This is a genomic window from Bacillus sp. ME78 (genome assembly GCF_903970865.1).
GTDB lineage: Bacteria > Bacillota > Bacilli > Bacillales > Bacillaceae_G > Bacillus_A > Bacillus_A cereus.
In genome coordinates this window covers 1-19,856 of record NZ_CAJCKK010000036.1, presented here as the reverse complement: position 1 = coordinate 19,856, position 19,856 = coordinate 1, and the positions used below count along the sequence as shown (strand labels likewise).

The following is a 19,856-nucleotide window of genomic DNA, read 5'->3' as shown; positions in this document are numbered from 1 at the left end:
AATTTTTCCACCTCGCTTTTTCCATTTTATCACTTTTTGGCAATACTTGCCTCTTTTTAGAAAATTTTGTACTCGAGTTAAAAAAACACATTTAATGCATACGTAATCTCTCTTTCAATTGTTTTACATAACGGGATCTTATAAATAAGAAGTATACAATTTGAATACCTATGAAAATACTTAATACAACTGTATTTTCTTTAAACAATGAGTACTCAAACATTTGCCCTAACGCAGTTAAGGCTACTGCCCCATGTAATGTTGCAACACCAATTGGAACGAAGAATAAAAGCGCCAATCGAATTGTAACTACCTTCGATAATTCCCCACTCGTCAATCCAACTTTTCGAATCATTTCGAACAAGCGAACATCATCCTCCAAATCGGAGAATAAACGGAAGTAAAGGAAACTTCCTGCGCAAACGAAAAATACTATACCAATAAAGAAACCTACAAATAAAATCGGTCCTGCAATTTGTAAACTTTGGTTTTGTTCGTACTCTTCCGCACTAAACGTTGACTGTTCTTGATACGGTTTAATTTGATGAGTAAGCTCTTTACCAATTTCAATCTCATCTTTCGTTCTTTCAGTTTTATACATATAATCTTTTGTCTCTATAAATCCATCTTGTAATGAATCATATTGATTATTAGAGATTACATAAACATTTCCTCTTAATATTTTCCCCAATGAAGATGAAGTAACTTTTTTCACCTTTAAACTTTCATTCATATTGGGTAAAGTAATTTCTTTTCTTTCTTTCATCGCTGGCCCTGGTATATCAGCTGACAAAAATACAACCTCTTTATTTGCTACAGTATTAAATGGTTCTCCTGTTAACTTTGCATATTCCTTATAATCTGATTCTTTTATAAAAGTGGCGCTTCTTAACGACTGTTCCTCCGTTTTCTTTGTCGAAATATTAGTTTTTGAAGCTGCTATATTATGTTTCTTTAATCCTTTGTCAATCATTTGTATATGTTGTGATTCGTTACTATTCCCTTGCTTAGAATGGTAATGAAACGCAATTGGTCTCTCCATTATCCCTTTCGTCATGGATGCGAAGCCGACTAATGTCCCTATTGCGGAAAATGCTACAGTAGAAATAATGGTTACAATAAAGAACATTCTTGCGTTATCTCTCATGCGATACGCTAAATCTGATAACGTAATAATATTAGTCTGTGTCCAATAGAAACGTTTACTTTTTTTACATAATCGAATAATAAAGACACTCAGCTGCTTGTACAACAAATACGTCCCAATAATAACTACCGTTGTAACAGGAATCATCATAATAAATACCATTGCGCCATGCGATAGAAGAGCTCCTACATAGCCAGCGCTAAGCAATACTACTGCTAATATTGAAGAAATGATTGATGCTTTCGGTTCCGGTTTTGCCTCTGCTGACCCTCTAAACAACTTCATAATTTTATTTTTACGAATCATTCCTGCACTAAACAATGATATGATCATAAATAATATGAAAAACATAATACTTGTTACAACAATTGCTTTCATCGGTATGTAATAGGATAAGGAGATATCTAGTTTTAATATCATCGGGGCGACAAATAGTAATACCCCTGAAAATAACATACCTGAAAGAATACCAAAAATAATTGCCCCTATTCCAATCATAATATTTTCAAAAAAGATAAGACGCTTTAATTGATATTTCGTCATACCTAGCATCATTAAAATTCCTAGCTCACGCTTTCTCGTTTTTAAAAACATTCCCATCGAATATAAAATAAAGAAGAATGTAAATAAGTAAATAATAGACTGTGCAAAAGACATACTTACGAATACGTACTGACCCAATTCTCCTGCACTTAATGCCGGATGAAACGCAAAAAATGAATACACAAAAAAGGCCATAATAGCAAATGCACTACTCAAAAAATAGGCTGAGTATGTCCGTCTATTTCGCGTTACATTCCGATATGCGAGTTCTCTAATGTTCATATTACTTCTCCGCCCTTCTTTCTACTAACTATGTTTTTATATTAGTAAAGTACGGAAATACCTTCCATCGATTCAAATGACAAAAACCTTACAGTTTTGAAAGGTTTAAAAAATTGCTTATACGTAGTACTTTATTTATAATGACTACATTCATATTCATACACACATCCTATTGTATATTCGTTAGTTTTGCGAAATAATAAAGGATAGAAGTATGTACCATTATACATATAAACTTATTTACCGCTTTAATATGAATAGGAGGAAAACATAATGACATTACAAGAACAGATTATGAAAGCATTACATGTTCAGCCTGTAATTGATCCAAAAGTTGAAATTCGTAAACGAGTTGATTTCTTAAAAGATTATGTAAAAAAAACAGGCGCAAAAGGATTTGTACTTGGTATTAGCGGCGGCCAAGACTCTACTTTAGCAGGACGCTTAGCACAACTTGCAGTTGAAGAAATTCGTAACGAAGGTGGTAATGTAACGTTTATCGCCGTACGTCTTCCTTATAAAGTACAAAAAGATGAAGATGATGCACAATTAGCATTACAATTCATTCAAGCAGATCAATCTGTTGCATTTGATATTGCTTCAACTGTTGATGCTTTTTCAAATCAATATGAAAACTTATTGGGTGAATCATTAACAGATTTCAATAAAGGTAACGTGAAAGCACGTATCCGTATGGTTACTCAATATGCAATTGGTGGACAAAAAGGGCTACTTGTTATCGGAACAGATCACGCTGCAGAAGCTGTAACAGGGTTCTTTACAAAATTCGGAGATGGTGGTGCAGATTTATTACCATTAACGGGATTAACGAAGCGCCAAGGACGTGCATTATTACAAGAGTTAGGTGCAGACGAGCGACTTTACTTAAAAATGCCAACAGCTGATTTATTAGATGAAAAACCAGGTCAAGCTGACGAAACAGAGTTAGGTATTACTTATGATCAATTAGATGATTATTTAGAAGGTAAAGCAGTTCCAGCTGACGTTGCAGAGAAAATTGAAAAACGTTACACAGTGAGTGAGCATAAAAGACAAGTACCAGCGTCAATGTTTGATGATTGGTGGAAATAAATAAAACATAAAAAAGAAGCTAATCTCATTTAGCTTCTTTTTTATATGTTAACGATATACCCCTACTCTTTTCTCCAATAAATCTTGCAGGCAATCTTCATGCTGTTTACAAAATAACGGTGGCATGTCGTCTAACGGGAAAAACTTCAAATCCAACGTTTCATCACCATCTACTTTTTTGTCGCCTCCAACTATTGAGAATGAAAAGAACATCGTAATTGACTGTGCCTTGTCTCCATTTGGATATGATTGAAAATATTTTGTATACACTCCAATAAGCTCATTTATTTCTACATCATACCCGGTTTCTTCTTTTAATTCTCGGATTGCAGTTTCCGCAGCCGATTCTCCTATCTCCATTGCGCCACCTGGAAAGCCCCAAGCGTTAAAGTCTCCTCTTTTTTGCAGTAATACTTCCCCTTCTTTATTAAATACACAACCACCGGCAAAGTTTAAGAAAACATAATCATGCCCTACTTTTTCACGTAATTCTTTTATATAATTCGCCATTCTCTTCCCCTTTTCATACTTCTTCTATCGCTATTTCTTATCTTTTTCAAGCAATTCAATAATTCGATCTAGCTTCTGGTTCATATTAATCACGTGGTGTTTCTTTGCAACGCTGCTTTGTAATACTCTTCTAATAAACAAAGTAAATGATATGAAAAACAAAACGATAAGTCCGATTACTAAACAAGTATATATCAATGTGAAAATATTACTTTCGAACAAGTTCATTCAGCATTCACATCCTCTCCTTTTTATTTTATCACATAATTCCCAATATTTTAAAGTGATCAACAAATATAAAAAGAGCATCTTTTACAGATGCTCTTTCTCATCGCTTAATACGTAAATGAAATTGTCGCCAATGAATAACCAGCCAATGCACTATAAGGCGCTACTTGATAAGACACACGCTTTGCACCTTTTGGCCAATTTATTTCATTTAATACTTTCTTTATATCTTGCATCGTCCCATCCATGGACTGCTTATATCGCACTTCTACTTTTTCTGGTTTGGCTGCAAACTGTTGCTGCAACTTTTGCTTAAATTCATTATAATTTTCTGCTCCGTATTCTGCAGATAAGTATTGTAAATTTGTTTCTTTTAACATCTGCTCATATACGACCGTTTTTGAGCTACCAGCTTTTATTTTGTTTGTTAATTCACCAAAATAACTTGTAGTTGCTGCTGGATATTTACTACGATCCCAGTCGTGATCTTTACTTAACTGTTCGTCAGACATGTTAAAATATGAGTAAGTTACACGCCCTGCTTTATCTGGTACTGGATCATCAAATGTAGTATCTAGGTGATACCATTTGTTTTCAATGTTCACTAAATTCCACGCGTGAGCTTGTCCGTTTCCTGTGCCTGTTACAATATGGTTTTGAATACCTGCCTCTTTTAACAACTCATACGTTAATAATGTATATCCTTGGCAAACGGCAGAACGATTCGCTAATGCTTCATATGCTGTATACGCTTGATAAGACGTATCATAAGACACATGCTTAACAACGTAATCGTGAATAGCTTTTACTTTCTCATGCTCATCCATCCCTGGTTTTACAATTGATCCAACAATTGATTTCGCCTGAGCTTTTACATATTGAGTTTGTTCTTTTGATTCACGGTATTTTACTTGCAGTGTAAACGTATAGTCCCCTGGCATTCCTTTAATAGAATATCTAGTAGACGCTACATTATATTTTACATACTCATCAGCATCTACAATTTTATTAAACTCACCATACAATTGATCCATAATATTTCTAGCATTTCTATCTTTTGTTTTATATGTGATTGTAATATTTTCTTCTCGATTATCAATCTGTTTTTTTAATTCTTTTCTGAAATCATCTAATAACTTTACATCTGATTGTGCTGTCACTGTAGTCGGATTTGTAGCTGCATAAGATACAGATGACGCTTGCAAGCCTCCCATTACTATAGTTGAACAAAGTGCGGCAGCTGTCACATACTTACTTGTCTTTCCCATCTTGTCACTCCTTATATTCTATAACTATACGAAAAAGTATCGTATAGTTTCAGAGTATACAATACTTTTTCGTATAGGTCATATGAGATTATGCATATTAACTAATTCACATAAAAAGGTTGTTCTTTTTAAAAGAACAACCTTTTTTCATTAGCATGTTTGTAATACACAGCATGTATTTTCAAAACGTTGATTTTTCAAATCTTCATTACTAATACAGAAATATAGCATCCCTAGTTCTCCCCAAACCATATTACAATTTTTATGATCTGAATCAATTTGGAATAAAAGAGTCATTTGTTGCGGGTCTACTCCCATATATTCTCCTGTCTCATATAACACTTCCTCTTGTACAGAGAATGGCTCACCAAAAATTTGATGGTTATCGTAGTTATCCGGAATTAGCTCTTCAAGTAATTGCAAGAAACGATCTGAATCAGCCTCATCTTCAATGAAAAGTTCTGGTAATTTGTATGTCAGTTCAAAAGTAATTGTACACTGGTTATATTTCGCTTGTACTTCATTTCCTCTTCGTAATTGCTCTACAGGAACATCATAATAAAGTACACGCCCAGCCTCTGTTAGCTTCACATTTTCTTCAAAATAATTTTCAATGCAAAAGAAATACAGCATCCCCGTCTTAGGAAGATTGTGATTCATACCAACGTTTTGTAAATCACTTAAGTTAAATTGCGCGATAAATTGTAGTGGATTTCCTTTATGCTTTGGATATTCAAATAAAGCTGGTAAATCAGGAACTCCTCCCATTTTCGAACTACCTATCGCAACAGTTTCCTGCTGCTTTGGCACAACTTTTATACAAGGAAATACAGTATTAATAAGTTCATCTTTCAAGTGTGTTAGTTCATATTTATCAATTAATACTTCAATTTTTTTATTCATAAATTCTCCTTACATTTACATACTTATTTATATCATAGTACAAAGATTATACTTCATTCTTTACAAAATCAACAAGCCTCCAAAAAACGGGCTTATCCTTCGTACGCGAACAAGTTTAAAAAAGCATACTATACATTGTTCCTACAAACACGATAGTTCTTTAGTTCTTCCAGTACATTTTCCCCTCGTTCATTTTTATTTTTAATATAAGGAGGAATTCCACATGGGTTACGGATATAGTTGCGGCGGTTACGGTTACGGCGGTAGCTGTGGTGGTTGTGGTTACGGAGGTTTCGCTTTATTAATCGTTTTATTTATCCTTCTAATCATCATCGGAGCTAGCTGTTGGGGCGGCTTTGTAGGCTGCTAGTAAACTTAAAAACCATTGTAAAAAAGCACGTACACTACGTGCTTTTTTGCCATTTCCAAATCTTTTATTTGAAAGGAAGTATGTTTAATGAAGATCGATGGTGTTTTTGAAGGAGGCGGTGTACGCGGTATTGCACATGTTGGAGCGATTTGCGCATTAGCCGAAAAAGGTTATGAATGGGAACGTGTAGCTGGAACATCAGCTGGTGCAATTATCGCGGCACTTTTAGCTGCAGGATATTCTTGTTCAGAGCTAAAAACCATTATAACTGATATCGATTATAACAAATTTACGAAGAAAACCTTTATTGACAAAATCCCCTTTATCGGAAAAGGACTAAGTGCATGGACTACTCTAGGTATATACTCTAATGTATTTATAGAAGAATGGATTGAAGAATTACTTCGAAAAAAAGGTGTTCATTTATTTACTGATTTACCGGATCTAAACAAACTCAAAATCATCGCTTCTGATATTAGTAATGGTAAAATGGTTGTCTTTCCTGACGACTTACCAAACTACGGATTTTTAAATTATCGCTTCTCTATCGCTAAAGCGGTAAGAATGAGTAGTACAATCCCCTTCTTCTTTGAACCCGTAAAATGGAGAACTCCAAAATGGAAGCAGCCTTGTTATATGGTTGATGGAGGAATTCTAAGTAATTATCCAATTTGGATCTTCGATTCACCTACCACTCCTCGCTGGCCGACTTTCGGATTTCATTTTGTAAAAGATGAGATTCAAGCTGACCCTGCTCACTATAACGAGCCTATTTCTATGTTCAAAGGACTATTTAAAACAATGATGCAAGCTCATGATTTACGTCATTTAGATAAGGAATCAAAAGCAAGAACGATTACAATTCCAACAGGAACGATTACAAGTACTAATTTTGAACTGACGAAGGAAGAAAAAGAATGGCTTTACAATTCTGGTTATAACTCTGCTAATAAATTTTTACAAGCTTGGAACTTTAGGCAATATATTGATGAATATAGAAAAGGAAATCAAGACCGAAAGACAAATCGATTTTTTCGTCAACTTGACTCATAATATTATTACTTTGCATATAAATACGAGAACGTTTAACAACTTAATAATAAATAAGCCTAGTAATTTCTTATATTACTAGGCTTATTTATTATTATATAATCTCGTACATTGTTTAAGGATACGTTAACCCTTCGGCTTCCTCTGCAGTAATAACTATGTAACGATTTCCCGTTCTTAATCCTAACAGTTCTGCTTTTTCAATCGCTTCTTGCTTCGTCTCCGCATAAGCAGCTAAATATTTTTCTCCATTGATCATTTGGCAAATTACATATTGTTTCATTACTTTCTCCTCTTACTTTTTCATTAGTTGTGCAAGTTTTTTTATACCTATTTCAATTTCTTCTAACGTTGCGTATGAATACGATAGGCGCAAAAATTGATTTGCACTTCTATCATATAAAGTACCTGGGTTTAATAAAACCTTTTCTTGCAGAGCTTTATCAAATAAACTGCGATATGAAATGGGTACTTTTATATGTACCCATATATAAAATCCCCCTGTTGGTTCATGCCAAGTTGCTATTTCACGAAGATATTTATCTAACATTAGTAACATAAAATCTCTTCGTTTTTTCAATTCACTTCTTACAAAGCGCAAATGCTCATCATATAGACCATTTGTAAACCACTCCGCTGCAATTTGCTGGGATATAGTGCTTGAACCATAATCTGTTTGCATTTTTATGTCTGACAATCTTTGAATTACTGGCTCAGGTCCAACAATCCATCCAATTCTTAACCCTGGACTAATTACTTTGGACATGCTTCCAATATGTAGTACGATTCCATTTTTATCATAGGCTTTTAAAGGTTTCGAACAAGGTGCATCAACCCATAAGTCTTGATACACTGCGTCCTCTATAATAGGTAATCCAATTTCATTACATATTTCCATCACTTCTATTCGTTTCTTCGCATTCATACTAAAGTTCGTTGGATTATGAAAAGACGGGATTGTATATAAAATAGATGCATTAAATTGCTTCTTATATTTTGTAATATATGATGTATTTAAACCGTTCTCATCCATTGGTATTCCAATGAAACGCATTCCTGCGGATTGAAAAACATTAAGCGAATATAAATAGGATGGTTTTTCTAATAAGATGGATGCCCCTTTTGGAAGCAGCCCCATAGAGATAAGTTGCAGCGCTTGAATTGCTCCTGAAACAATTAATATAGAGTCAGGAGATACATATACACCATGCCCCTTTAAGTATTCGGAAATCTTTTCCCTTAAATAAAAATTTCCTTTCGGCTCTTCATACCCAAGCGTCACATTTGACTTTAAAAGCTTATTCATAATTTCTTTCATCTTTTTCTCAGGTAAGAGACTCGGCGCGAGCTCACCTGTTCCTAATCGAATTACATGTGGATAAAATTCAGCTTGATTAATCTCCTGAATAGCTGGGAGATTCGGATAATGAAGTCCTGTTTCTACATAAGACTGCCAATTAGGCGGGGGTGCGTAAGTTGAAGCATTCTCATTATTATTTACAACAATTGTTCCTTTCCTGCCATTCCCTTCAATGTATCCCTTCGCAACTAGTTCATCGAAAGCCATTACAATTGTGCTTCGATTCACACCAAATGTATGTGCCAAATCTCTTTGTGAAGGTAATTTCGTTCCAACGGTCCATTCTCCATTAACGATCCTTTCTTTTATATACGTTTCTATTTGTTTATACAGAGGAGTCGCTAGAGACATATTCGGTTTCCAAACGAATCTTTCCATTATATCACCTTATATTCTTTTTGGTTGGTAACCTCCCCAACCATATGGATGGATACAAATTTTCATTTCTTCTATACAATATACACTATCATAATGAATTAAAATAGGAGGTAATATGATGAGTGAAGCAATTATTCATGGTATCATTCTTGCATTTGGACTTATCATTCCATTAGGTGTACAAAATGTTTTTGTCTTTAACCAAGGTGCGAGCCAACCAAACATTTGGAGGGTAGCCCCCGTAATATTAACTGCCTCTATATGTGATACGTTACTCATATTGATTGCAGTGCAAGGTGTCTCCCTTGTACTCCTTACTTTTTCTTGGCTAACTAACTCGTTATATATAATTGGATTTTTCTTTCTTCTATACATGGGCTTTGTTATTTGGAGAAGTAACCCTTCCAACGATGTAAAACAAGAAAAAAGTATGCCCTTAAAAAAGCAAATCCTTTTCGCAGCATCCGTTTCGTTATTAAATCCACATGCTATTTTAGACACAATCGGTGTAATTGGAACAAATTCTATTCAATACATAGGAAGTGAAAAATGGGCTTTCACACTTGCAACTATTATCGTTTCTTGGATTTGGTTTATAAGCTTAGCGTTAGCGGGGAAATTTCTAAAAAGACTAGACTCAACCGGAAAGACAATTTTATTATTAAATAAATTTTCTGGTCTCATCATATGGGGTGTCGCGCTTTATATGCTAAAACAAGTTATTTATTCTTAATGAACGAAAGAGAATTGCATGTTACTCAAAACATCATGCAATTCTCTTACAAATTATGAAGTAGGTTCCGGTTTCTGTTTTACCGTCTTTGCATCCTTTGCTGGTTTAATCCAAATGATTGCTATGACAGCACCAATGGCAGCGAAAATACTTGTCAAATAAAACACTTCATGGTCCGCCCCTTTCATGAAAAAAGAATATAAAGGTGGTCCAGTTGCTACACCGATAAATCGCATTGAACTATAAAATGACGTAACCGTTCCCCTTTGCTCCTTTTCAATTCCTTGTGTAATGAGGGCATCTAAACATGGGAGTGCCATACCAATCCCTATCCCCATAATAACGAGACAAAGAAGTAGTAAATAAATCCCTTTTATAAATAAAGGAATGATGACTGATGCAGATGCCATTAAAAAACCAATATAAATACACTTCTTCATAACATTTTGATTATCTCCAATTTTTTTACCGGCCATATAGGAACTAAGTGACAGTACAAGTAACGGGATAGCAAGCACACACCCTTTCCATATACCATGAATGTCATACTTTGATTCCAGTATAGTCGACAAATAAAAGAGAATTCCGAATAAAATAAGCATAATAATTGCACCTAATGCAAAAATGGCAATTAACCATCTTCCTTTTTCTCGAAACGTAGACAGAATAGATTTTATAAACTCTTTAAGTGGTGGTACTTCTCCTTCTTGTTTCTTTGCCTTTACTAGAACAAGTAACAAAACAATTGATATGACACATAAAACTGGAATCGCCCAAAATGGTAAGAACCATACAATGGCAGCAAGAGCAGATCCTAAAATAGGGCTCAGCACTTTTCCAAATGTATTGGATGTCTCAATAATTCCCAAGCCTGTACTAACTTGTTTTTCGTCTTTGTATAAATCACCAACACACGGTATAACAACCGGCATTGCCCCAGCAGCACCAATACCTTGAATCGCTCTACCGATTAATATCCAAGTGTAGGGATTATCAACTTTCCAAGATACCCAACCAGTTATCGCTCCTCCTATAGCCGCAATCAGCAAACTCGGAACCATTACCATCTTTCGTCCCCATCTATCTGATAAATAACCAGCAATCGGTATAAGTAAAATGGCTACGATAGAGTAAATTGTAATAATCATGGATACTTGAAACGATGAAATATGTAATTTCTTTTCAATTGTCGGCAAGATTGGAATGAGCATTGAATTCCCTAATGTCATGACAAGTGGAACTGATGCAAGCGCAATTAAACAACAGTTTTCTTTTTTTAACATGTTGATTTCGGAACCTTTCATCATATATTTCTTACCATATAATAGCCCTGCTGGAACATAATTTTCATTCCACCAGGGCTATTACATCTTTAATACTTCCCATTCACAACAAAAGAAATTGGGTAAAATATAGTATTACTTTTATTCTTTGAATTCTGTTCGCAATATATTCATACCAATTAATTGAAAAAAAAAGAAAGGAAGAATCCTTCCTTTCTCCTATAACCTTCTACATTTAGCGAGTATATCCGCCACCAAGCTGTTGTTCTGCCATCGCTACTAGGCGTTTTGTGATTTCACCGCCTACAGAACCGTTTGCACGTGAAGAAGTATCAGCTCCAAGTTGTACACCGAACTCTTGTGCAATTTCATACTTCATTTGATCTAAAGCTGCTTGTGCTCCATGTGATGCTAATTGATTAGAATTACGATTTCTAGCCATTACCAATCACCTCCTTATTTATATATAAATTGTGTTAAATTCAAATTAAAATACATGGAAATTTTTGGTTATTTTTTACCATAAAAAAAAGAGCCTCTAAACGAGACTCTCACATCATTTCACATTACGAAGTTACTACTTCTAATTTTCTATTTATTAATACTTTCATTTCTTCTTTTAATATCTCTTTTGAATTATGTCCAAACCATTCTAAGGAAGCAAAAAGATCCGTACCTCTCACTTCCTGAATAATCTCATCATAATTTACAATACCTTCAAATAACGGAACCATACCAATACGACTTCCTGCTGCTGCATATACATTGTTAGGTTCAAATACATGCAAATAATCCGCTGAAGATATATTCTTAAAATGGTAATGTAGTGTCCACGGCTTTAATCGATGGAAACTGTCTATTGGATTTGCGCCAGACTCCCATATATGAAGAAAATCAAGATTTATTTTTAAATTCGGATGATTTACTTCTTCTAATAGTTCTATAGTAGAAGGCAATGTGTCCGTTAGTGTATTGGGATGTGTTTCTAACAGCACATACATATTGTGCTGAGCAAATACATCACAAATCTTACGTATTCGCTTTACATACTCTTTTCTCTCTTGTTCCGAGAAGTCCTTGCTCCCTTTTTGCCCAGCAAACGTGCGAATTTTATTCGTATTAAACCAATTAGCTAGTACTACAAGTTGTTCACTTTTCTCTATCGTTTTTTCAAAATCTGCTGATAATGATATATCTAAGTAATCACTTATCATCGTAATTTCTAAGTTTTTATCCTTTAGAAAATTCAATTCTCGTTCTGTCGTTTCTCGTTCTTGCATGTACAAATTTTGTGCATGCGTCCCCCATAATTCAATTCCTTCAAAACCGTTTTCATATGCAAATTGAACAATATCAGTAAATGAAATTAATTGATGACGAAATGAAATGGTACATAGCGAATATTTCATAGTATTAAACTCCCCTATCTTAAATTCAGTTAGCTTATTAAAGAGTTGCGACAGATTGATTTGTTTTCATACCTTTCCATGATAGAAACTGTCTCTCTAATTCCTTCTTAATTTGCAGTTCAATTGCATTCATTTCATCCAGTTTTTCAATAATCGATACTAGCATACCTTTATTATTCGTCATTGCCATTTTAATTGCACGATACTGTACATTTGTAAATCCTTGTACAATATCCTCTACCCGATCACACCAATAATCAAATTCTTGCTCCGAATATTGCAACGTTTCACGGAAGTATGCAAAGGCATGCTCATAACTATATTTACGAATTGCAAGTACTGGTATTTGTTTTACTGCTGCTACAAGTCCAGAAAGCGCATATCCTTCTTCCTCATTTGCCATTTTTACAATTAAATTTTTCAGTTCCATAGTCAGTTCATTGTCGTTCTTTTTGAATGTTTCTGTGAAATAACTAGCTACTGTTTCTTGCGTTGGCTCCCCAATTCCTTCTATATCAATGAAATACCCTCCACCAAATGGGTTATCTTGAATAGAGTGAAGTACTTTTTCTCTTTCCATATTTCCTTCCCAACGAAAATCAGGATCTAGCATGAACCACTCTTCTTCTTTCTCTGTTTTTGATATCATTAAATAATGTGGAAACGGTTTTTGATGAAATTTATTTTCCCTCTCTGGTAATAGAGACATATCAACCATTACAATGACATAACGATTTTCCGGCTTGTTTTCTACTAATTCTAAAAACGTTTCTACATTGCTATCTTTATTTTTTGCATGATCATACCATTCGTTTACTTTAATACCGTACAATTTTTCAAACCAAAGTAAATAATGATCATGGTTAATGTTTTCAGAGTGATATGAAATAATTCCGCCTTCTGTTATATCAAAATCTCCATCCCATAGTCCAAAATAAAATGGACGAAAATCAATGTCGCTACGCCTTTTTATAATTTCACAAAAACAACTCACTAAACAGTGCACTTTAATTGAAGTCATACTCTCATCCACTTTCCTAAAGGTTAGTTATTCACATTTACTTCCTGTAACGGCTCTAACTCTTCCATAAAATCAAGCAAAGATCCTACAGTAAGAAATGCCTTTGGATCTACCTCATCCTCTGGAACGCATAGCTTTACATCCATTTCTATGTATACAATAAGCTGTAACATCATTACCGAATCTATATATAAATCTTGATTTAAGCGCATCGTTTCTTCTAAATGCGTTACATTTTTCAGTTCCATTTTTTCTATCATAATTTTTAACACGGCATTCTTTAACGCTTCCCGTCTCATGTTGTAACCTCTCCCATCTCTAGTAACTTTCTACTTACTTTTCCAGTTTTATTTTTAGGAATTTCATTTACACTTTCAATTTCATGCGGAACTTTATAAGAAGGTAAGTGCTGAATACACCATTCTCTTATTTGTACTGGATCAACATGAGATATCACTTTCGCTTTAACTATTTCGCCCATGACAGGATGTTTCCCTCGATATACAATTGCCTCTTGCACACCTTCCAATCGAAGCATCGTTTCTTCTACCTCTATAGGAAAGACTTTTAATCCTGAAACATTAATTACATCGTCCATACGCCCCATAAAATGAATGCCACGCTCAGATTTATACCCTAAATCTTTCGTGAAAATTTCCTTATCATTCATTTTCACGACGATTTCTTCCGGTGCATTTTCATCTGAACCTATGCTTATACTCGCATGAGGTAGAGGGTTTCCTAAATCTAAATGGCTCTTCATATCATGACATATACTAATACAACCTGCTTCAGAACAACCGTATTGCTGCATCATATATGTTGTCATTTCTTTTAGTTTATAAAATAGTGCTTCTGGCAAAGGCGATCCTGATGTCATAATTTTATGAAACTGAAACGTTCCTAATGGAAAACTCCCCATAATGTGTAACATAAGTGGTACTGCATATATAATATGTTTTTCTGTATTGCGAACTACATTTAATGCGAATTTAGGATTTTTGTTCGTAATGATTACAGGCTTGCTCCCCCTCGTAATTGCTGATAACGTACCACATATTAGTCCGTATGAATGTGAAACAGGAGCCATAACGATTGGCACTTCATCTACTTCACAGTTTAAAGCTTCATTATAGGCAGTAATTTCTGTATCAACTTCCATCCATGCTCTACGAATCAGTTTCGGTTCTCCCGTAGTTCCCGAACTATATTGCAATAAAGAAGGCTCTTCTAGTAAAAAGTTCCCTACTTCTAATTTTGTAAAATCGCCATATTCTCCATATAAAACTCCTACACAATTTGCACGCTTTGCCATTTCAATAGCCGTTTCTTTTGGCGTATCTTCATGTATAAGTAATACTGATGATTTCTTTTCTTTTAAGAAAAACACAAGCGTAATAATATCGAATGGATCTTTCAGACAAAGTGCAAATCTATTTCCTTCTGCTTCTTGAAATTGTTCCATTTCCTCATAAACTTGTAATCTCAAATTAAAATCACTTTTGCTATACTCTTGTTTATTAACGATTAGCATAATTTCCCCCTGTAACAACTGATTTTTGTTTCATAAGTTGTCTTACTCTATACAATGGATTTGGAACTTCATGAACAAGCGATTCCACATCCATATATAATCGACGTTTCGTTAATTGTTCAGCATAGAATGTAGGTGCATATAATTGAATATTTTCAAATCTACCTTTCAAATGTGGATATATTCTTAAATGATCTTCAATTTCTTCAACAACCATCATCCAAAAATGTTCTTCTTTCAATCCATATTCATCCGCAAGTACGAATGCTAATTCTCCTAAATTAAACAGGAAAAGTGCATCTAACACCATCTCTTGCAAACATTCGATGCGATCCATTTCAAAGAAATCATTCATTTTTCCATTCGCATATGTTTTATGCATTTTAGTAAAGTCGGGACATTTGTCAACTTCTTTCAAATATGGACGATAAAACTCAAGCCCTTCATGAAAATCCTTTAACGCAATACGAACAGGCACCCCTTCTTTATGGACTAGAATCATATTTTGTCCATGTGATTCCAGTGCGATACCATGCTCTACAACAAGATGTATAACTGGTATTATCGCTTTTTGAATAAGTAATTGTAGCCAATCCTTCATTCCATATTTGTTCAACCACGCATCAATAATTGGTGTACCATCTTTCTCTTTAGCGTATAAACCATTAAAAGGAATTGCATCCTCTTGTGCATCTAAATACTTATGAATGCTTTCGCGCCAAATACATCCTAATGAACCATATATAGCTTTCTTATTCGTGTCATACGTTACACTTGAAAACTCGCTTAACAAGATTAAACGTGCTTCATCCATTAAATAGGCGTCATTACTTACAACATCATTTAACCAATTTGATATTGCTGGTGCACTCACAACAGAGTATGGTTTCAGTGTACGGAGTGTTGAAGTGTTGAGTAAATTCATCGATAATTTAACGTACGGTTTCTTTGGACTCGTAATATTTCTTAACGTTCTCATTGACTGTTGCGCGCAATAATCGTCCTCTGATGTTCCTAAATAAATAATAAAATTACCCTGTATATGATCCCCATAATTTGAAATGATGAAATTCACCCACTGCCATGGGTGAACAGGTATAAACACGTACTGTTTTGGATAACATCCCCTATTACGAATTCGTTCCATAAACTCTTCTAATTTATGATCGCCAATCTCCTCTTTTAAAAGGTCGTTATACATCACTTCATTCTCATAACCTACAGTCGCATAATTCTTATGCGCTGCAATCCAAATGAGTTTTATTGGCTGCATAAATTCATATCCATATTGAAAATTGTCACGATATTGAAATCCAACACGTGCTTTATAACTAGGGTGATATGGATGGCCGTCTATTAAATGGCTTTCAAACTCATCGTAAGATTTTTGAGTATATTCTTTCTTATTATTTCTTTCATATTGTGCAATCGTGTCTTTAAATATTGTTTGTTCTAATTCGTGCATAAAAGAATCTAATTTAGCTTGTTCTACACTAGCAACCCGAAAAACTTCTTCTAGAAATTGCGAGACAGATTGTATTTCTTGCTGTTCATCTTGGACTCTTACTATTAATGAGTCTAAAGAAATACGTCCAAATGTCATCCGTTCCCTGCCATAGCATTTGTACGTGACACTTTTTTCTTCTTCATCAAGTCCTTGTATTATAAAAAGAATTTGTTCTTCTTTTTCTATGCGAACCGGTGTAATAATCCCCTCATAAATTAACGATTCTACTAATTGACGTAGCACTCTTCTTCGTACTGAAATGTAATCTTCTGATTCGAGCGCCTTCAATACTTTCGTATGATACATGTCCACTCTCATAAAACCCTCCACCTTATGACAAAATACCATTATTTGTATTACGTGAAATTTTAACGCTATTTATGAACGAACAGCCACTTCTCTAACGAGCGGATTATGTACTTGCACATAAATTGCTTGCTCTAATGGATTACTTAACTCATCGACATCGAAAAATCTCGTTAGTAAATTTGCTTTACACGCTAACTTATCTTCGTCCAATAATTCTCTTAAAAATGTTGAAGGTTCCCGGTTATACGGAAGGAATGATTCAAGTACAGACCTTAATTCCGAGAGAAGAATTTCCTCCTTAATTAATCCTGCTGTGCCAAAACCATTAATGAGGCCAAACATATGATTGAAAATTAAGTAGTAACGAAATCTCTCATCCACAATATAGTCGTCATATAAATTTCCAGTACGTTCTCCAATACCAACTAATTCATTATTAAGCATCTCTTTCATTGAATTACAGAAATAAAATCCTTGATTATCACGGAAATAATATTTGACCGGATAACCATCTTTTAGCTGAACAACGCTATTTTGCTGATGAGCTTCTAATGCAACACCATACTGTAAATACATCCATACCATTGGCTTTAAAGAAATATTCATATATCGTCTAAACCACTCTAAGCTTACTTCTTCACAGCTTTTACTTTCTAAATCTGCTAGGCGATGAATAATATTCGATAACCGCGTACGCTCCCCAGGTATAGCGTCTTGAACTAGCCCAGCAATTAATGTTGCGTCGTTTGCATGTTCACTATAAAAAGGGTTCTCGCGAATAATCACTTCAAATCCAGATTCTTGTGTTCCATAATTTAATGTAATATAGGCTGGATCACAAATAAAATCAAAGCCTGGAAATCTTTCTCGTACTTCACCAATAGCCGTATTTAACATTTCCTTCCCTTCAAGACCACTCTCAAGTTCTTTCAGTTTATTAATACGCATTGAATTTGTTACTTTCACCGGAAATGAAAACTTAAGCATATACTTCGAATCGGGATGATACAGTGTCCTTAGTGATGATGTTGCCATATAATACTTACCTACAGGTCCAATATACTCAAGCAATTCTTGAACTATCCAATCTTGTACGTAAGCTTGATGCAAGAGCCATTCTGCCTGAAGCGGATGAATTGGAATTAATGCATATTGATCTTCCTTACAGTACTTCGCTATAAATTCCTTACTAACCATCTCATCATTACTTAATTCTTCTTTTATAATCGTTGTTGTAGAATCTGATAATAATGATTTTTCATTTACTATACTTTTATGGGCCCGAAAATAATGAAGCTGACATTCTCCTTTTAATTCTGGAGAATACATTTCACTTTTCCAATCTAATATCCCCTGTCTACTCTTTGGTGTAGGATGAGTTAAATGCCCAAATAATAAAGACTGCTCCGCTTCTATAAAAGTTGTATGGAAACCGTATAATGCGGATGTATCTTCTATTCTCTCTTTTGTAAATTCCTCAATATTTTGACAACTACAGATAACTCGAAGCATAAGTTCCGCAGGATTCGTTCCTTCTCCGTAGTTGATAGACATCTCTTTTATTAAAAATGTAATAACTGTAACGTAATCTGCTTTAATAACAGAATTACTATCTCCAATTTGATAATACAATTGTTCTCCAAACAAATGACGATCTGTTGATGATTTATATATAACTTCTCCATACAAAGTAACGTTCTGTGCCGATAGCCGACAACATAAATATGTGGGGACTGTATCTCTATTCAACGTATTACTGAAGATACTCTTCATTCTTTCATCCTCTGTAATCCATTCTCCACTCCCCGTTTCTCTTAAATAACAGTTTAAAAAGCTTTGTAATGTTGCATGTTCTGCGATTTGTTTCGCATGCTGCATACTGGTCCTCCTCTTTATATTAAAGCTATCGAAATTTCATATAATAAACGATAATTGAATGTCGTTATCAATTATGATTCTAATTGATAATGATATTCAATTCAAGAGTATATTTCAGAATTTTTTTATCTGATTTAATTTTTCTTGTTTTCTCTCTTTTCTTTAATCTAGTTAAAAATACACGAAAAAAATACTCAGTTTCAAACTACATACTTACTATTTTTCATTAGTAATCTATCCAAAATGGTTAAACAAAAGAGGTATACCTTAATTGGTATACCTCTTTCAAACATAAAGTTTACATAATAATATTATTTAAGTAAATCTATATAACTGTTTGTATAACAAATTCAAATCTCTCCAACAATACGCTGTTTCTTCTACCCTTACTCTCTCTAAAAATTTCGTATCAATTTTTTCAGGGTTAAATTTTTCATAAAACTTTTTAGAAGGATTATTCGTAACAACCCAAACTAAAAGTGATTGCATATCATTGTTTATACAATCCGATAATAAAGCTTGAAATAACTTTTGTCCTATTTTCATTCCTTGATACTCTTGTAAAAGGTAGATTGCATATAATTCTCCATCACAATTATATGTACCAGTTCTTTCTACTCCCCCATCGATGAATCCAACTATGTCTCCATTTAAATTCTCTGCTACAAATCTAAATTGATGATTACCTTCTTGTTGAAAAATATCTTCCCATTGTTTTTCTCGTTTCTCATATGCTATATTATCTAGAATTTCGTCAGCAAATATCCCTTTATACGTTGTTTTCCAACTATCAACATGCACCTTTGCTATACCTGGTATATCATCCTTTATTGCTCTTCTAATATGTATTCCCATCATTTCTCCCCCTTGTTACTCATCATTATATCAATTTCATTCCTTAAAAATCCAAATAAAAAAGAGTGAATTTGAAGTGACCCCTAAAAGTTAGACACGGTTATTTCATTAGGCAGCTTGATAAAAGTGAGTCCGGTATTGTACCGGGCTCATTTTTAATTTTGCCTTAATCCGTTTCGTATTATAATAATCTATA

21 protein-coding genes are annotated in these 19,856 nt (G+C 34.2%); 4 read left to right on the top strand and 17 right to left on the bottom strand.

The annotated features are described in order from the left end of the window. Positions 1 to 91: 91 nt before the first annotated feature. The gene (locus H6481_RS24985; RefSeq protein WP_182813459.1) at positions 92 to 1,972 is read right to left on the bottom strand and encodes an ABC transporter permease; all 1,881 of its coding nucleotides are present in this window, start codon (positions 1,970 to 1,972) and stop codon (positions 92 to 94) included. 273 nt (positions 1,973 to 2,245) lie between these two features. Between H6481_RS24985 and nadE the strand changes: the two genes are divergently transcribed. Beyond that, the gene (nadE, locus tag H6481_RS24980) at positions 2,246 to 3,064 is read left to right on the top strand and encodes an ammonia-dependent NAD(+) synthetase (RefSeq protein ID WP_000174904.1); all 819 of its coding nucleotides are present in this window, start codon (positions 2,246 to 2,248) and stop codon (positions 3,062 to 3,064) included. A 48-nt stretch (positions 3,065 to 3,112) separates the two neighbouring features. Here the strand turns inward: nadE and H6481_RS24975 are convergent, their stop codons facing one another. From H6481_RS24975 to H6481_RS24960, 4 genes are all read right to left on the bottom strand, one after another. Continuing rightward, a complete protein-coding gene (locus H6481_RS24975) occupies positions 3,113 to 3,574 on the bottom strand; it encodes an NUDIX hydrolase (protein ID WP_098818260.1) in 462 nt (153 codons plus the stop codon). A gap of 30 nt (positions 3,575 to 3,604) precedes the next feature. Then, positions 3,605 to 3,802 carry a DUF4083 domain-containing protein gene (locus tag H6481_RS24970; protein ID WP_001048104.1) on the bottom strand — a complete coding sequence of 66 codons (198 nt, stop codon included), beginning with the start codon at positions 3,800 to 3,802 and terminating at the stop codon, positions 3,605 to 3,607. A gap of 107 nt (positions 3,803 to 3,909) precedes the next feature. After that, positions 3,910 to 5,070: a transglutaminase domain-containing protein gene (locus tag H6481_RS24965; protein WP_000520861.1), complete on the bottom strand. Its 1,161-nt coding sequence runs from the start codon at positions 5,068 to 5,070 to the stop codon at positions 3,910 to 3,912. Positions 5,071 to 5,220: 150 nt separating this feature from the next. Next, positions 5,221 to 5,973 carry a YwqG family protein gene (locus H6481_RS24960; protein ID WP_182813457.1) on the bottom strand — a complete coding sequence of 251 codons (753 nt, stop codon included), beginning with the start codon at positions 5,971 to 5,973 and terminating at the stop codon, positions 5,221 to 5,223. Between the two features lie 223 nt (positions 5,974 to 6,196). Here H6481_RS24960 and H6481_RS24955 point away from each other — a divergent pair, with 223 nt between their 5' ends. Both H6481_RS24955 and H6481_RS24950 read left to right on the top strand, forming a co-directional pair. Next, positions 6,197 to 6,343 (top strand): YjcZ family sporulation protein, encoded by a 147-nt coding sequence (locus H6481_RS24955; RefSeq protein ID WP_000540425.1) that lies wholly within the window; start codon positions 6,197 to 6,199, stop codon positions 6,341 to 6,343. An 87-nt stretch (positions 6,344 to 6,430) separates the two neighbouring features. After that, the gene (locus H6481_RS24950; protein WP_000686790.1) at positions 6,431 to 7,396 is read left to right on the top strand and encodes a patatin-like phospholipase family protein; all 966 of its coding nucleotides are present in this window, start codon (positions 6,431 to 6,433) and stop codon (positions 7,394 to 7,396) included. A 112-nt stretch (positions 7,397 to 7,508) separates the two neighbouring features. Here the strand turns inward: H6481_RS24950 and H6481_RS24945 are convergent, their stop codons facing one another. Together H6481_RS24945 and H6481_RS24940 are read right to left on the bottom strand one after the other, a co-directional pair. Further along, a complete protein-coding gene (locus H6481_RS24945) occupies positions 7,509 to 7,676 on the bottom strand; it encodes a DUF3933 family protein (protein ID WP_000816389.1) in 168 nt (55 codons plus the stop codon). 12 nt (positions 7,677 to 7,688) lie between these two features. Continuing rightward, positions 7,689 to 9,131, bottom strand: a complete 1,443-nt coding sequence (locus H6481_RS24940; protein WP_063547093.1) for a PLP-dependent aminotransferase family protein — start codon at positions 9,129 to 9,131, stop codon at positions 7,689 to 7,691. Positions 9,132 to 9,249: 118 nt separating this feature from the next. On the opposite strand from H6481_RS24940, the gene H6481_RS24935 reads away from it, so the two are divergent. Continuing rightward, positions 9,250 to 9,864, top strand: a complete 615-nt coding sequence (locus tag H6481_RS24935) for a LysE/ArgO family amino acid transporter (RefSeq protein ID WP_001287319.1) — start codon at positions 9,250 to 9,252, stop codon at positions 9,862 to 9,864. 53 nt (positions 9,865 to 9,917) lie between these two features. On the opposite strand, the gene H6481_RS24930 is transcribed toward H6481_RS24935, so the two are convergent. From H6481_RS24930 to H6481_RS24885, 10 genes are all read right to left on the bottom strand, one after another. Next, positions 9,918 to 11,147, bottom strand: coding sequence for an MFS transporter (locus H6481_RS24930; protein ID WP_182813474.1), 1,230 nt, complete (start codon positions 11,145 to 11,147; stop codon positions 9,918 to 9,920). 235 nt (positions 11,148 to 11,382) lie between these two features. Then, positions 11,383 to 11,589, bottom strand: coding sequence for an alpha/beta-type small acid-soluble spore protein (locus tag H6481_RS24925; RefSeq protein WP_000113545.1), 207 nt, complete (start codon positions 11,587 to 11,589; stop codon positions 11,383 to 11,385). Positions 11,590 to 11,713: 124 nt separating this feature from the next. Further along, on the bottom strand, positions 11,714 to 12,556 hold the full coding sequence (locus H6481_RS24920; RefSeq protein ID WP_000877684.1) for a sugar phosphate isomerase/epimerase family protein: 843 nt from the start codon (positions 12,554 to 12,556) through the stop codon (positions 11,714 to 11,716). 37 nt (positions 12,557 to 12,593) lie between these two features. Beyond that, positions 12,594 to 13,577 carry a DUF6005 family protein gene (locus H6481_RS24915; RefSeq protein WP_141552648.1) on the bottom strand — a complete coding sequence of 328 codons (984 nt, stop codon included), beginning with the start codon at positions 13,575 to 13,577 and terminating at the stop codon, positions 12,594 to 12,596. Between the two features lie 23 nt (positions 13,578 to 13,600). Further along, the gene (gene asbD, locus H6481_RS24910; protein WP_001250560.1) at positions 13,601 to 13,876 is read right to left on the bottom strand and encodes a petrobactin biosynthesis protein AsbD; all 276 of its coding nucleotides are present in this window, start codon (positions 13,874 to 13,876) and stop codon (positions 13,601 to 13,603) included. Beyond that, positions 13,873 to 15,111, bottom strand: a complete 1,239-nt coding sequence (locus H6481_RS24905) for an AMP-binding protein (RefSeq protein WP_023521730.1) — start codon at positions 15,109 to 15,111, stop codon at positions 13,873 to 13,875. The genes asbD and H6481_RS24905 overlap by 4 nt, the downstream gene beginning before the upstream one ends. Beyond that, entirely contained in the window at positions 15,098 to 16,936 is a 1,839-nt protein-coding gene (locus tag H6481_RS24900; RefSeq protein ID WP_001261823.1) for an IucA/IucC family protein, read from the bottom strand. The genes H6481_RS24905 and H6481_RS24900 overlap by 14 nt, the downstream gene beginning before the upstream one ends. Positions 16,937 to 16,996: 60 nt before the next feature. After that, entirely contained in the window at positions 16,997 to 18,805 is a 1,809-nt protein-coding gene (locus tag H6481_RS24895; RefSeq protein ID WP_001163357.1) for an IucA/IucC family protein, read from the bottom strand. A 315-nt stretch (positions 18,806 to 19,120) separates the two neighbouring features. Continuing rightward, the gene (locus H6481_RS24890; protein WP_003270281.1) at positions 19,121 to 19,663 is read right to left on the bottom strand and encodes a GNAT family N-acetyltransferase; all 543 of its coding nucleotides are present in this window, start codon (positions 19,661 to 19,663) and stop codon (positions 19,121 to 19,123) included. 105 nt (positions 19,664 to 19,768) lie between these two features. Then, the coding region (locus tag H6481_RS24885) for an IS3 family transposase (protein ID WP_139358419.1) at positions 19,769 to 19,856 on the bottom strand (88 nt) is incomplete at its 5' end.